Consider the following 13,363-nt stretch of genomic DNA (forward strand, 5'->3'; position numbering starts at 1 on the left):
GTTTTTTGCCGCCCCCTCCGGGTAGGCTCTGCGCCACCTCTCCCCGCGCAGTGCCCGTGAGCGACGCCATCGAACCCCACGATCCCGCCCAGGCACTGATCGACGCCGGCCACCGCTGGCGTCCGATCCCGGCGCACGACCCGCTGCCGCTGCACCTGCGCATCGCGCTGCTGCTGATCATCACCGGCGGGCATCTGCTGGTGTTCTGGGTGTTCGAGCAGAGCAGCTTCGTCACCCGGCCGCCGCCGCCGGAGCAGACGACGCTGGTGCTGTTGTTCCCCGAGCCGGAACCCGAGCCGGAGCCGCCGCCGCCCGAACCGGAACCGGTGCCGGTGCCGGTGCCGGTGCCGGTGCCGCAGCCCGAGCCCGAACCTCAGCCTGAGCCTGAGCCGGAACCGGAACCAGCGCCGCAGCCTGAGCCTGAGCCCGAACCGGAGCCGGAGCCACAACCGCAGCCCGAAGCGGTCGAAACCCCGGTCGAGGAGCCCGTGGTCGAGCTGCCGCCGGCGCCCGCGCCCGTGGTCGAGGCCATCGACGTGCCGGTGCCGGTGCCCGACCCGGAACCGACGCCGTCGCCCGTGCCGGTGCCCCTGCCGCTGCCCGAGGTGGCGATGGAAGCGCCGCTGCCGGCGCCGGTGCTCGACCGCGTGGCGCCGCCGGTGCCCGCCGCCGCGCCCGAGCTGGCGCCGACGCCGCGCACGGCGCTCGAACCGCAGCGCGTCGCCGACGTGGCGCTCACCCCGGTGCTCGAGGCGCCGACGGTGGCGCGTGCCGCGCCCAGCGTGGCGGTGGACCTGCCGCGCCCGGACCGCGAGAAGCCGAAGAAAACCAAGATCGTCATCGACCCGGTCACGCTCGAACCGATCGAGATCGACGAGGCGCTCACCGAGGGCCCGCCGCCCCCGCCGTCCGCGGCGGAAACGACGGCCGCGCGCCAGGCCGCGGAAGTGTCGCCGGGCTCGGGCGCCCTGCTGGCGGTCGAGGTCGCGCCCACCGGCGGCGGCCTGGCGGGCCTGAGCCTCTACAACCCCGACGGTTCGATCGACCTGCCCGAACAGGTGTCGGAAGACCTGGCGCAGTCGGCCGGCGACGACCGCAACTTCGGCTTCCGCCAGCCGGGTATCGAGGAAGCCGGCAAGTTCATGCAGCGCCGCCGCGTGCTCGACTACGAGCCCACGCGCTTCGACAAGAACTGGCGTCCCGAGCAGGACGTGCTGACGGCGCTGCTCGAGGAGGCGGTGGAGCGCTCGACGCTGTCGATCGACATTCCCATCCCGGGCAGCCCTGGCTCGAAGCTGCGCTGCCAGGTGGTGGTGCTGGCCGCCGGCGGCGGCTGCGGCATCGTCAACAACAACGACGGCGTGGTTGTGAACGCCGGCGACGACCCGGCCACGCTCAGCCCCGAGGAAGACCGCCAGTGCCAGGCCTGGTGGGACCGCATCGTCTCCGCCACCAGCCAGGACAGCTGGCGGCAGACGCGCGCGCTTTACGAATTCCACTGCCGCAAGCCGCTGGCCAAGCCCAGCGACATGCCGCCGGCGAAACCATGAAACGAAGAAGGCCCCGCATCGCGGGGCCTTCTTCTTCAACCGGGGAGCGGCGCCGGGATCAGCGCTCGTCGACCTTGCTCAGGTCGTGGATGTCGCCTTCCTGGGCGGCGAAGTAGGCCGACAGGTCGTCGATGTCCTCTTCGCTCAGCGCGCCGGCGAAACCGGCCATCACCGCGTTCTGGCGCTCGCCCGACTTGTAGTCGCGCAGGGCCTTGGCGAGGTATTCCGGGTACTGGCCGGCCAGCTTCGGGTAGGTGGGGTCGAGCGACTCGTTGCCGGTCGGGCCGTGGCAGGCGGCGCAGGTCTTGGACTTCTCCTGGCCGGCGGCGACGTTGCCCTTGGGGGCGGCGGCCAGGGCCGGGGTGGCCAGGGCGAGCAGGGAGAGGGCGGCGATGGTGCGGATCATGGTCATGGTCCCGGGCCTCACTTGGCCGTCTTCAGGCTGGACAGGTAGGCGGCGATGTCGGCGATCTCCTGGTCGGAGAAGGACTCGGCCTGGGCCCGCATGGTCGGGTGCTTGCGCTCGCCCTTCTTGTAGGCGGTGAGCGCGGCGATGAGGTAGCCCTCGTTCTGGCCGCCGATCTTGGGCACGCGGTAGGTCGGGTAGGCGTTCTTGTAGTCGACGATGCCGTGGCAGCCGGTGCAGGTATAGAAGAGCGCCTTGCCGTTCTCCGGGTCGCCCTTGGCGGCGGCGGGAAGGGCGGCGAGGGCGAGCGCCAGGCTGGCGGCGGGCAACAGGATTCGCTTGATCATTATGTTTTCCGGCTCGAAGGGGTCGGGCGGGCGGCGTTAAACCGAAAGTATAGCCGGAGCATCCGACCCGAGACGAGGGGGCGGACGGGGAGAGAGCTGCCGCCACCGTCACCGGGGGTCATAGAGACTTCCGGCACATACGGTTCCCCGCTGCGCTCCTGTACTGTCCTATGCAACTACAACACCCCCGCCAGAAGGCCTCGCCATGAAGACCTCCCGCACCTCCCCGATGCTCCGCACCACCGCCGCCCTGGCGCTGGCGATTTCCCTGGCCCTGGCGGGCTGCGGCGGCGGCGAACCCGCCGCCGAAGGCGACGCCGACGCCGCCAAGGCCGGGGAAACCGCCCAGGCCGAGGGCAAGGACGGCAAGCCGGCCGAGAAGAAGGCCGAGGCCGTGCCGGTGGAAGTGGCGGCGGTGGCCAAGCGCGCCATTTCGGCCAGCTACTCCGGCACCGCCAACCTCGAGGCGCCGTCCGAGGCCCAGGTGGTGGCCAAGACCTCCGGCGTGCTGCTGCAGCTGCTGGCGGAAGAGGGCGACCAGGTGAAGGCCGGCCAGGTGCTGGCCCGCATCGACCCCGACCGCCCGCGCCTGGAGATGGAGCGCGCCCGCGCCACCATGCGCAAGCTCGAGAACAACTACCGCCGCTCCCAGGAGCTGCTGGCCTCCAAGCTGGTGAGCGCCGAAGCCAGCGACCAGATCCGCTACGACCTCGAAGCCGCGCGCGCCGCCTACGAGATGGCCCAGCTCGAGCTTTCCTACACCAACATCGTCGCGCCGATCGACGGCGTCATCGCCAGCCGCTCGGTCAAGCCGGGCAACCTGATCCAGCTCAACTCCTCGCTGTTCCGCATCGTCGACGACTCGCGCCTGGAGGCCGTGCTCAACGTGCCCGAGCGCGACCTGGCCACCATGCAGGAAGGCCTGGCCGTGCGCATGACCGCCGACGCCATGCCCGGCAAGGTGTTCGAGGGCGTGATCGACCGCGTCAGCCCGGTGGTGGACGGCGGCAGCGGCACCTTCCGCGTGGTTACCGCCTTCCCGGGCGGCGAAGGCCTGCGCCCCGGCATGTTCGGCCGCATCGAAGTGGTGTACGACCAGCGCGCCGACGCGCTGACCGTGCCGCGCGTGGCCCTGCTCGAGGGCGAGGGCGAAACCGCCGTGTACGTGGTGCGCGAAGGCAAGGCCGTGCGCACGCCGGTCGAAACCGGCCACCTGAGCGGCGAGCTGGCCGAGATCCGCAAGGGCCTGAGCGAAGGCGACCAGGTCGTCACCGCCGGCAAGGTCACGCTGCGCGACGGCGCAGCGGTGGACGTGCTCAACCCGCCCACGGCCGACGCGGCCGGCGCCGACGCCGACGTCGCCCACGTCGCCGCGGCGGAGGCGGGTCGCTGATGAGCCTCGTCGACTTCTCGGTCCGCAGGCGCGTCACCGTATTGATGGTGACGCTGACCTTCGTGCTGTTCGGCCTGATCGGCCTGGGCGCACTGCCGGTCAACCTGCTGCCGGACCTGAGCTATCCCACGCTGACGGTGCGCACCGAATACACCGGCGCCGCGCCCTCGGAAATCGAAACCCTGATCAGCGAGCCGGTGGAAGAGGCCGTGGGCGTGGTCAAGGGCCTGCGCAAGCTCAAGTCGGTGTCGCGCACCGGCCAGAGCGACGTGGTGCTCGAGTTCGCCTGGGGCACCGACATGGACCGCGCCAGCCTCGAGGTGCGCGACAAGCTCGAAACCCTGCGCCTGCCGCTGGAAGCCAAGCAGCCCGTGCTGCTGCGCTTCAACCCGTCCACCGAGCCGGTGATGCGCCTGGTGCTGGCCAGCAAGGACGAGGCCCAGGACAGCGAGGCCGCGCTGGTGCGCCTGCGCCGCTTCGCCGACGACGAGCTCAAGAAGCAGCTCGAGCCGGTGGAAGGCGTGGCCGCGGTGAAGGTCGGCGGCGGCCTCGAGGACGAGATCCAGGTCGAGATCGACCAGCAGAAGCTGGCCCAGCTCAACCTGGGCATCGGCACCGTCATCGACCGCCTCAACGCCGAGAACATCAACATCTCCGGCGGCCGCATCGAAGACGGCACCCAGCGCTACCTGGTGCGCACGATCAACCAGTTCACCGACGTGGAGCAGATGCGCAACCTGCTGGTCACCGCCCGCACCGGCGGCGGTGGCAACAGCGCCGCGCAGGAAGCCGCCGCGGCGGCCGCGCGCGTGGCCGCGCTGACGGGCTCGGCGGAAGCGCTGGCGGCCTCGGCCTCGGCGCAGAACGCCGCGTCCGGCGGCGGCAACGCGCCGGGCGGCGGCCAGGCCATCCGCCTGCGCGACATCGCCAGCGTGACCCAGGGCTACAAGGAGCGCGAGGCGATCATCCGCATCGACGGCCGCGAGGCCGTGGAGCTGGCCATCTACAAGGAAGGCGACGCCAACACCGTGTCGGTGGCCGACGCCGTGCAGGTGACGCTCGAGCGCCTGCGCCGCGAGCTGCCGGCCGACGCCGAGCTCACCACCGTGGACGACCAGTCCATCTTCATCCGCAGCGCGCTGGCCGACGTGCGCTTCGACGCGCTGCTCGGCGGCGTGCTGGCCATCCTGATCATCTTCTTCTTCCTGCGCGACGGCTGGAGCACGTTCGTCATCTCGCTGTCGCTGCCGATCTCGCTGATCGCCACCTTCTTCTTCATGGACCAGTTCGGGCTGAGCCTGAACGTGATGTCCCTGGGCGGCCTGGCGCTGGCCACCGGCCTGGTGGTGGACGATTCCATCGTGGTGCTCGAGTCGATCGCCAAGGCGCGCGAACGCGGCCTGGGCATCGTCGAGGCGGCCATCAGGGGCACGCAGGAAGTGAGCATGGCGGTGGTGGCCTCGACCCTGACCACGGTGGCGGTGTTCCTGCCGCTGGTGTTCGTCGAGGGCGTGGCCGGCCAGCTGTTCAAGGACCAGGCGATGACGATCTCGATCGCCATCCTGATGTCGCTCATCGTCTCGCTCACGCTGATCCCCATGCTGTCCTCGCTCAAGGCCAAGGCGCCGATGGCGTTCCCGGCCGAGGCGCCGCACCCGGACTGGCGTCCGCAGCACAAGCTGCTCAAGCCGGTCGCCGGTGCCCGTCGCGGCCTGGGCTGGCTGGTGGGTGGCCTGGTGTTCGCGATCTCCTGGCTCGTGACCACGCTGTTCCGCCTCGGCGCCGCCACGATCGGCCGCGGGCTGAGCTGGGCCGGCGGCTGGGTGATGCGCCCCTACGACTGGGCGGCGCGCGGCTACGAGCGCCTGCTGCCGACCGCGCTGGCGCGCCCGTCGCTGGTGCTGGGCGCGGCCGCCGCGGCCTTCGCGGTGGCGCTGGCCCTGGTGCCCACGCTGGGCCTGGACCTGATCCCGCAGCTGGCCCAGGACCGCTTCGAAATGACCGTGAAGCTGCCCGCCGGCACCCAGCTGCGCGACACCGACGCGCTGATGCGCGGCGTGCAGGAGCAGCACGCCGGCGCCGAGGGCGTGCACGCGCTCTACGGCGTCAGCGGCAGCGGCACGCGCCTGGACGCCAACCCGACCGAGTCGGGCGAGAACATCGGCAAGCTCACGGTGGTGCTGGCCCCGGGCCACGGCGCCGACACCGAAGCCGTGCAGACCGCCAACCTGCGCCGCACCATGGAGCAGCGCTATCCGGGCGCGGAGGTGAAGTTCGGCCGGCCGGAGATCTTCAGCTTCTCCACGCCGCTGGAAATCGAGCTGCAGGGCAGCGACCTGGCCGAGCTGGAGGCCGCCGGCGGCCGCCTGGTGGAGCTGATGGAAGGCTCCGACCGCTTCGTGGACATCAAGTCCACCGTGGCCCAGGGCTATCCGGAAATCCAGATCCGCTTCGACCAGGAGCGCGCCGCGTCGCTGGGCCTGACCACCCGCCAGGTGGCCGACCAGGTGGTGCGCAAGGTGCGCGGCGAAGTGGCCACGCGCTACAGCTTCCGCGACCGCAAGATCGACGTGCTGGTGCGCTCGCAGGCCGCCGACCGCGCCTCCGTGGCTGACATCCGCAAGCTGATCGTCAACCCCGAGGCCGCCGTGCCGGTGACCCTGGACGCGGTGGCCGACGTCGTCGCCACCACCGGCCCGAGCGAGATCCACCACGCCAACCAGACCCGCGTGGCCATCGTCTCCTCCAGCCTGGCCTACGGCGACCTCGGCAGCGCCGTGGCCGAGGTCGAGGCGCTGGTGGCGAAGAACCCGCTGGGCACCGGCGTGAGCATGCACATCGGCGGCCAGGGCGAGGAGCTCGCGGCCTCGCTGGCCTCGCTGCTGTTCGCCTTCGCGCTGGCGATCTTCCTGGTCTACCTGGTGATGGCCTCGCAGTTCGAATCGCTGCTGCACCCGTTCGTGATCATGTTCACCATCCCGCTGGCCATCGTCGGCGCGGTGCTGGCGCTGGTGCTCAGCCGTTCGAGCCTGTCGGTGGTGGTCTTCATCGGCCTGATCCTGCTGGTGGGCATCGTGGTGAAGAACGCCATCATCCTGATCGACAAGGTGAACCAGCTGCGCGTCGCCGGCGTGCCCAAGCACGAGGCGATCCTGCAGGGCGCCAGGTCGCGCCTGCGCCCGATCGTGATGACCACGCTCACCGCGCTGCTGGGCTTCCTGCCGCTGGCGCTGGCGAGCGGCGAGGGCGCCGAGGTGCGCGCCCCGATGGCCATCACCGTGATCGGCGGCCTGGCGGTGTCCACCCTGCTGACCCTGCTGGTCATCCCGGTGGTCTACAACCTGATGGACCGCCGCAGCGACGAGAGCTACGTGGCCCGCGCCCGCCCGATCGACCTGGGCGACGCCGGCGAGGCCGAGGGAGCCCACGCATGACCATCGCCGAACTCAGCCTGCGCCGTCCGGTGACGGCGATCATGTTCTTCGTGTCGATGCTGGTCATCGGCCTGATCGCCGCCTTCCGCCTGCCGCTGGAGCAGTTCCCGGAGCTCAACGCCCCCTTCCTCGCGGTCGAGCTGCCGTACCCGGGCTCGACCCCGCAGGAAGTCGAGCGCAGCCTGGTGCGGCCGGTGGAGGAGGCGCTGTCCACCCTGCAGGGCATCAAGAACCTCAACTCCCTGAGCCGCGCCGACGGCGGCAGCGTCTGGATCGAGTTCTCCGACTGGGACCGCGACGTCGAGGTGCTGGCCTCCGAGGCCCGCGAGCGCATCGACGCGATCCGCGACGACCTGCCGGACGACTTCCAGCGCTACCAGGTGATCAAGTTCTCGACCAGCGACGAGCCGATCCTGCGCATCCGCCTGGCCAGCGAACGCGACCTGACCGGCGAATACGACCTGATCGACACCAAGCTCAAGCGCCAGCTCGAGCGCATGCCAGGCGTGGCGCGCGTGGAGATCTCGGGCGCCACCCCGAACGAGATCGAGGTGGCCATCGACCCCGACCGCCTGTCCGCCCACGGCCTGAGCCTGAACACCGTCGCCCAGACCCTGCAGGGCGTGAACTTCTCGGTCTCGGCCGGCACCATCGAGGACGGCGAGCGCCGCCTGCGGGTGCAGCCGGTGGGCGAGCTGCGCGACATCTCCGAGCTGCGCGAACTGGTGGTGGGCCCGAACGGCCTGCGCCTGGAGCAGATCGCCGACGTGCGCCTGAAGCCCTCGCGCATGGACTACGGCCGCCGCCTGGAGGGCCGCCCGGCGGTGGGCATCGACGTGTTCAAGGAGCGCAACGCCAACCTGGTGGACGTGGCGCGCAACGCGCTGCTTGAAATCGACCGCATCGGCCAGGACCCCGACCTGAAGGGCATCCGCTGGACCCTGATCGACAACCAGGGCGAGAACGTCACCAGTTCGCTGCTCGAGCTCACCGAGGCCGGCATCATCGGCCTGGTGCTGTCGGTGGCGGTGCTGTTCTTCTTCCTGCGCCACTGGCCGTCCACGCTGATGGTGAGCCTGGCCATCCCCATCTGCTTCGTGATGACCCTGGGCTTCATGTACTTCCTGGACGTCACGCTCAACGTGCTGACCATGATGGGCCTGCTGCTGGCGGTGGGCATGCTGGTGGACAATGCCGTGGTGGTGGTGGAGAGCATCTACCAGGAGCGCGAGAAGAACCCCGCGAACCCGGCGCGCGCCTCGATAATCGGCACCAGGCAGGTGGCCATCGCGCTGTCGGCGGGCACGCTCTGCCACTGCATCGTGTTCGTGCCCAACCTGTTCGGCGAGACCAACCAGATCTCCATCTTCATGGTGCAGATCGCGGTCACCATCACGGTGTCGCTGCTGGCCTCGTGGCTGGTGGCCATCAGCCTGATCCCGATGCTGTCGGCGCGCATGAAGACCCCGCCGGCGGCCACCGCCCGCACGGGCCTGATCGCCCGCATGCAGGACCGCTACGCCGCCTTCCTGGAGTGGACCCTGCGCCACCGCGGCGCCAGCGTGGCCGGCATCCTGCTGATCGTGGTGGTGAGCTTCATCCCGATGACCCAGACCAAGACCGACTTCTTCTACCAGGAGCCGAGCCGCGAGCTGGACATGTTCTACCAGTGGAAGGGCGCCTACTCGCTGCCGCAAATCTCCGAGGAAGTGGCCAAGGTCGAGCGCTACCTGGACGAGAACCGCGAGGAGCTGCAGATCGAGCAGATCTACTCCTGGTACAGCGAACAGGGCTGGGCCGGCACCAAGATCACCCTGCGCAGCGAGGGCCGCGGCCTGCGCGACCCGCTGGAGATCATGGAGCAGATCCGCAAGGACATGCCCAAGTCGGCCCGCGGCACCGTCGGCTTCGAGCAGGGCGGCGGCCAGCAGGGCGGGCAGGGCGGCAACGACACCATCCAGGTGGGCCTGATCGGCGACTCGTCCGAGCAGCTCAAGCTGTTGGCCGAGGCCATCATCCCGCAGCTGGCCACCCGCAAGGAGCTGCGCGACGTGCGCGTGGACACCGGCGACCAGAACTCCGAGCTGGCGATCAGCGTCGACCGCGAGCGCGCCCTGTCCTACGGCTTCAGCGCCCAGGAAGTGGCGCAGTACGTGGGCATCGCCCTGCGCGGCACGCCGCTGCGCGAGTTCCGCCGCGGCGAAACCGAAGTGCCGGTGTGGGTGCGCTTCGACGGCGCCGAGCAGTTCGGCATCGAGGACCTCTCGGGCCTGAGCCTGCGCGCCCCCGACGGCACGGCCATCCCGCTGCTGTCGGTGGTGAACGTGGACATGCAGGCCTCGTCCACCCAGGTCTTCCGCCAGAACCGCCGCACCACGCTCAACATCCAGGCCAACCTGGCCGACAAGGTGACCGCGCCCGAGGCCCGCAAGGCCATGGAGGAAGTGCTGTCGGGCATGACCATGCCGGCGGGCTACCAGTGGAGCTTCGACGGCATGTTCCGGCAGAACGACGAGGCCGGCGCCCAGATGGCCTTCAACACCCTGATCGCGCTGGTGATGATCTACGTGGTGATGGCGGCGGTGTTCGAGTCGCTGCTGTTCCCGGCGGCGATCATGAGCTCGATCGTGTTCTCGATCTTCGGCGTGTTCTGGCTGTTCTGGATCACCGGCACGGTGTTCACGATCATGGCCTCGATCGGCATCCTGGTGCTGATGGGCGTGGTGGTGAACAACGGCATCGTGATGGTGGAGCACATCAACACGCTCAGGCGCCAGGGCCTGGACCGGACAACCGCGCTGGTGCAGGGCAGCCGCGACCGCCTGCGCCCGATCCTGATGACGATGGGCACGGCCATCCTGGGCATGGTGCCGATCGCCCTGAGCACCACGCAGATGGCCGGCAGCGGCCCGCCGTACTACCCGATGGCCCGCGCCATCGCCGGCGGCCTGGCGTTCTCGACCCTGGTGAGCCTGCTGTTCCTGCCCACCATCTACGCCATCCTGGACGACATGCGCGAGGCGGTGGCCGCGCGGATGCGCAAGGCCCGCGAGAAGGCGCCGCTGGCCGGCGTGGTGGCCCGGGCCGAGTGAGGCCCGGGACTCAGGAAAGCTTGCTGATGAGGTTGGCGCCGCCGATCCACACGGCGACGGCGGTGCCCAGGCTGGTGAGGAAGAAGTTCACCAGCACGCGCGCGACGCGGTTCTTCCACCAGCCGGAAAGGTGGCCGGTGTCGTCGCGCAGGCGCAGGAAGTCGGCGTAGGTGGGCTTGCGCACCCAGGCCTCGACCGCCGCGCTGACCGTGCCCGAGGCCAGGGCCGGGTGCAGCGGCGTCAGCGGCGAGGACACCGCCGCCGCCAGGATGCTCAGCGGGTGGCCGCCGGCCGCCAGGCAGCCCAGCGCACCGCCGACGGCGGTGATCAGCGCCCACTGCAGCACCAGTTCGCCGCCCAGTTCGGCGCCGCCCTGCCAGTAGCCCCAGGCGAAACCGCCCAGCAGGAACACCGCCAGGAAGATCGTGAACCAGGGGATGTCGCTGGACTTGGGCAGCGCGTTGAGCGCATCCAGGGCCGGCTGCGGCGGCTCGTGGTCGCCGCGCAGGTGTTCGGCCAGGCCCTTGAGGTGGCCGGCGCCGACCACCGCCAGCACCTTCCTGCCACCTTCGGCGCCCACCTGGCGAAGGCGCTGCGCCATGAAGCGGTCGCGCTCGGCGATGACCGCCTGGTACAGCGGCGGGCTGCCGGCGGCGAATTCGCCGAAGCTGGCCTCGAGGAAGTCGCCTTTCTTGAGCCGCTCGATCTCGTCGGCTTCCACCGTTTCGTCGGCCAGCAGGCTGGCGCCGAGGCCGGCGATGAGCTTGGTGCGGCCCCAGAAGCCCAGGCCGCCGAAGGCGCGGCGCAGGGTGATGCCGACGTCGCGGTCGATCAGCGCCAGGCGCAGGCCGCGTTCGGCGGCGCCGGTGGCGGCGGCCTTGAGTTCGGCGCCGGGTTCGACCTTGAGCTGCTCGGCCAGGCGGCGCTGGTAGGCCGCCAGCGCGAGGTTCGCGGCGACGAGGCCGGTCTTGCCCTCGCGCAGGATCTGGAACAGGTCCAGCTTCGAGAGCGCGTCGGGGTCGGTCAGGGCGCGGTGGCGCTGCTCGTCGAGCTCGACGGCGATGGTGTCGAAGTGGCCGCTGGCGAGCGCGGCGTTCACCGCGTCCACGCTGGCCTGCGACACGTGCGCGGTGCCGAGCAGGGTGTAGCGCACGCCGTCGCGTTCGACGATGGCGTGGGGCTGGTCGTGCAGGCCGTGGGGCACGGCGCTATCGGAAGTATTCAATCGCGGTACCGCCTGAGCAGGTCGCCGTAGGCGTCGATGCGCCGGTCGCGCAGGAAGGGCCAGATGCGGCGCACCTGTTCGCTGCGGCCCAGGTCCACTTCGGCCATCAGGATCGTGGCCTCGTCGGTGCCGGCCTCGGCCAGGAATTCGCCCTGCGGGCCCAGCACGTGGCTGCTGCCCCAGAAGCGGATGCCGGAGGCGCCGAGCGGCGAGGGCTCGTGGCCGACGCGGTTGCAGCTGAGCACCGGCAGGCCGTTGGCCACGGCGTGGCCGCGGTGGCTGAGCATCCAGGCGCCGCGCTGGCGGTCCTTCTCGTCCTGCGCGTCGTCCGGGTCCCAGCCGATGGCGGTGGGGTAGAGCAGCAGGTCGGCGCCGGCCAGCGCCATCAGGCGCGCGGCCTCCGGGTACCACTGGTCCCAGCACACCAGCACGCCGAGGCGGCCGACCGAGGTATCGATGGGCTCGAAGCCCAGGTCGCCCGGGGTGAAGTAGAACTTCTCGTAGAAGCCCGGGTCGTCGGGGATGTGCATCTTGCGGTACTTGCCGGCGATGGAGCCGTCGGCTTCGAACACCACCGCGGTGTTGTGGTACAGGCCGGCGGCGCGGCGCTCGAACAGCGAGGACACCAGCACCACGCCGTGTTTGCGCGCCAGCGCGCCCAGGCGCTCGGTGCTCGGGCCGGGGATGGGTTCGGCGCGGTCGAATTCCGTGGTGGCCTCGTGCTGGCAGAAGTAGGCGCCGTTGTGCAGTTCCTGCAGCAGCACCAGCTTGGCGCCACGGGCGGCGGCCTCGGCCACGCGGGCCTCGATGTTGGCCAGGTTGGCCTCGACGCTGCCGTGGTCGCGGTCCTGCACCAGGGCGACGCTCAGGGTCTTCTTGTTCATGCCAGCAGGCCTTCCGGAAGTTGCATGGTGACGCAGTGCAGGCTGCCGTTCTGCCAGATCAGCGGGCGGCAGTTCACGGGCACGATTTCGCGGCCGGGGAAGGCGGCGGCGAGCACGGCGGCGGCGGGGCCGTCGGCCGGGTCGCCATAGGCCGGCATCAGCACCGCGCCGTTGATGATGAGGAAATTGGCGTACGAGGCCGCCAGGCGGCGCCCGTCGTCGACGATGGGCTGGGCCCAGGGCAGCGGGAACAGGCGGTAGGGCTGGTCGTCGCGCGTGCGCAGGGCGGCGAGTTCGCCGGCCATGGCAGTGAGCTCGTGGTAGTGGCCGTCGGCCGGGTCGTCGCAGGCCTGGAAGACGATGGCGTCGGGCGCGGCGAAGCGCGCCAGGGTGTCGATGTGGGCGTCGGTGTCGTCGCCCTCGAGGTAGCCGTGCTCGAGCCAGAGCGTGCGCGACTGCACCAGCGCTTGTTCGAGGATGCGGGTGATCTCTTCGCGCGACTTGCCCGGGTGCCGCTCGTGCAGGCAGCGCCAGGTGCTGAGCAGGGTGCCCTGGCCGTCGGTTTCGATGCCGCCGCCTTCGAGCGCGAAGTCGATGCGCTGGTGCGCGGCGGCGCCGAACACGCCGGCGGCGTGCAGCTTGCCCACCAGCTGGTCGTCCAGCCCGGCTTCGAACTTGCCGCCCCAGGCGGTGAAGTGGAAGTCGAGCAGGCGGAAGCCCGCGCCCTCGCGCAGGGTGATGGGGCCGGAGTCACGCAGCCAGGTGTCGTCGTACTCGACCTCGAAGAAACGCACCCTGGCCAGGTCCACCCCGGCCGAGCCGAGCAGGGCGGTGGCGCGCTCGCGCAGGGCGGGGCCGGCCACGCAGACCAGCGCGGCCTGGAAGCGGGTGATGGCGGCCACGAGGGCGACGTAGGTCTGTTCGACCTGGGCGAGCCGGTCGGCCCAATCGGTGCCTTCGTGCGGCCACGCGATCAGGACGGCGGACTGGGGTTCCCATTCCGCCGGGAAGCGCTGGAGTTCGGACATTCTT

The 13,363-nt window shown here is 70.7% G+C and carries 9 protein-coding genes; 4 read left to right on the forward strand and 5 right to left on the reverse strand.

Annotated features, from left to right (window positions below):
- Positions 1 to 56: 56 nt before the first annotated feature.
- Entirely contained in the window at positions 57 to 1,550 is a 1,494-nt protein-coding gene (locus tag ACE3Q2_RS06210; protein ID WP_374473415.1) for a hypothetical protein, read from the forward strand.
- A 58-nt stretch (positions 1,551 to 1,608) separates the two neighbouring features.
- Here ACE3Q2_RS06210 and ACE3Q2_RS06215 read toward each other — a convergent pair whose 3' ends face one another.
- Both ACE3Q2_RS06215 and ACE3Q2_RS06220 read right to left on the reverse strand, forming a co-directional pair.
- The gene (locus ACE3Q2_RS06215; protein ID WP_231693916.1) at positions 1,609 to 1,962 is read right to left on the reverse strand and encodes a cytochrome c; all 354 of its coding nucleotides are present in this window, start codon (positions 1,960 to 1,962) and stop codon (positions 1,609 to 1,611) included.
- A gap of 11 nt (positions 1,963 to 1,973) precedes the next feature.
- Positions 1,974 to 2,303 carry a cytochrome c gene (locus ACE3Q2_RS06220; protein ID WP_052385560.1) on the reverse strand — a complete coding sequence of 110 codons (330 nt, stop codon included), beginning with the start codon at positions 2,301 to 2,303 and terminating at the stop codon, positions 1,974 to 1,976.
- Between the two features lie 205 nt (positions 2,304 to 2,508).
- Here ACE3Q2_RS06220 and ACE3Q2_RS06225 point away from each other — a divergent pair, with 205 nt between their 5' ends.
- From ACE3Q2_RS06225 to ACE3Q2_RS06235, 3 genes are read left to right on the forward strand one after another with little or no spacing between them, the layout of a single operon-like run.
- The gene (locus ACE3Q2_RS06225) at positions 2,509 to 3,696 is read left to right on the forward strand and encodes an efflux RND transporter periplasmic adaptor subunit (RefSeq protein ID WP_231693915.1); all 1,188 of its coding nucleotides are present in this window, start codon (positions 2,509 to 2,511) and stop codon (positions 3,694 to 3,696) included.
- The gene (locus ACE3Q2_RS06230) at positions 3,696 to 7,130 is read left to right on the forward strand and encodes an efflux RND transporter permease subunit (RefSeq protein ID WP_374473416.1); all 3,435 of its coding nucleotides are present in this window, start codon (positions 3,696 to 3,698) and stop codon (positions 7,128 to 7,130) included. Before ACE3Q2_RS06225 ends, ACE3Q2_RS06230 begins: the two co-directional genes overlap by 1 nt.
- Positions 7,127 to 10,222, forward strand: coding sequence for an efflux RND transporter permease subunit (locus tag ACE3Q2_RS06235; RefSeq protein ID WP_231693913.1), 3,096 nt, complete (start codon positions 7,127 to 7,129; stop codon positions 10,220 to 10,222). Before ACE3Q2_RS06230 ends, ACE3Q2_RS06235 begins: the two co-directional genes overlap by 4 nt.
- 10 nt (positions 10,223 to 10,232) lie before the next feature.
- Here ACE3Q2_RS06235 and ACE3Q2_RS06240 read toward each other — a convergent pair whose 3' ends face one another.
- The 3 genes from ACE3Q2_RS06240 to ACE3Q2_RS06250 are packed head-to-tail and all read right to left on the reverse strand — an operon-like array spanning position 10,233 to position 13,359.
- On the reverse strand, positions 10,233 to 11,426 hold the full coding sequence (locus tag ACE3Q2_RS06240) for a TraB/GumN family protein (protein ID WP_374473417.1): 1,194 nt from the start codon (positions 11,424 to 11,426) through the stop codon (positions 10,233 to 10,235).
- Positions 11,427 to 11,443: 17 nt separating this feature from the next.
- Positions 11,444 to 12,331, reverse strand: a complete 888-nt coding sequence (locus tag ACE3Q2_RS06245) for a carbon-nitrogen hydrolase (RefSeq protein ID WP_231693911.1) — start codon at positions 12,329 to 12,331, stop codon at positions 11,444 to 11,446.
- Positions 12,328 to 13,359, reverse strand: a complete 1,032-nt coding sequence (locus tag ACE3Q2_RS06250) for an agmatine deiminase family protein (RefSeq protein ID WP_231693910.1) — start codon at positions 13,357 to 13,359, stop codon at positions 12,328 to 12,330. Before ACE3Q2_RS06250 ends, ACE3Q2_RS06245 begins: the two co-directional genes overlap by 4 nt.
- Between the last annotated feature and the right edge of the window lie 4 nt (positions 13,360 to 13,363).

The sequence above is a fragment of the Arenimonas sp. genome (assembly GCF_041913985.1).
In the GTDB taxonomy this organism is placed as follows: Bacteria; Pseudomonadota; Gammaproteobacteria; order Xanthomonadales; family Xanthomonadaceae; genus Arenimonas.

Bases quoted from the DNA above. Each gene is read 5' to 3' on its own strand.
- ACE3Q2_RS06235 (WP_231693913.1), top strand. From the start codon at position 7,127: ATGACCATCGCCGAACTCAGCCTGCGCCGTCCGGTGACGGCGATCATG.
- ACE3Q2_RS06245 (WP_231693911.1), bottom strand. From the start codon at position 12,331: ATGAACAAGAAGACCCTGAGCGTCGCCCTGGTGCAGGACCGCGACCAC.
- ACE3Q2_RS06250 (WP_231693910.1), bottom strand. From the start codon at position 13,359: ATGTCCGAACTCCAGCGCTTCCCGGCGGAATGGGAACCCCAGTCCGCC.
- ACE3Q2_RS06225 (WP_231693915.1), top strand. From the start codon at position 2,509: ATGAAGACCTCCCGCACCTCCCCGATGCTCCGCACCACCGCCGCCCTG.
- ACE3Q2_RS06220 (WP_052385560.1), bottom strand. From the start codon at position 2,303: ATGATCAAGCGAATCCTGTTGCCCGCCGCCAGCCTGGCGCTCGCCCTC.
- ACE3Q2_RS06230 (WP_374473416.1), top strand. From the start codon at position 3,696: ATGAGCCTCGTCGACTTCTCGGTCCGCAGGCGCGTCACCGTATTGATG.
- ACE3Q2_RS06215 (WP_231693916.1), bottom strand. From the start codon at position 1,962: ATGACCATGATCCGCACCATCGCCGCCCTCTCCCTGCTCGCCCTGGCC.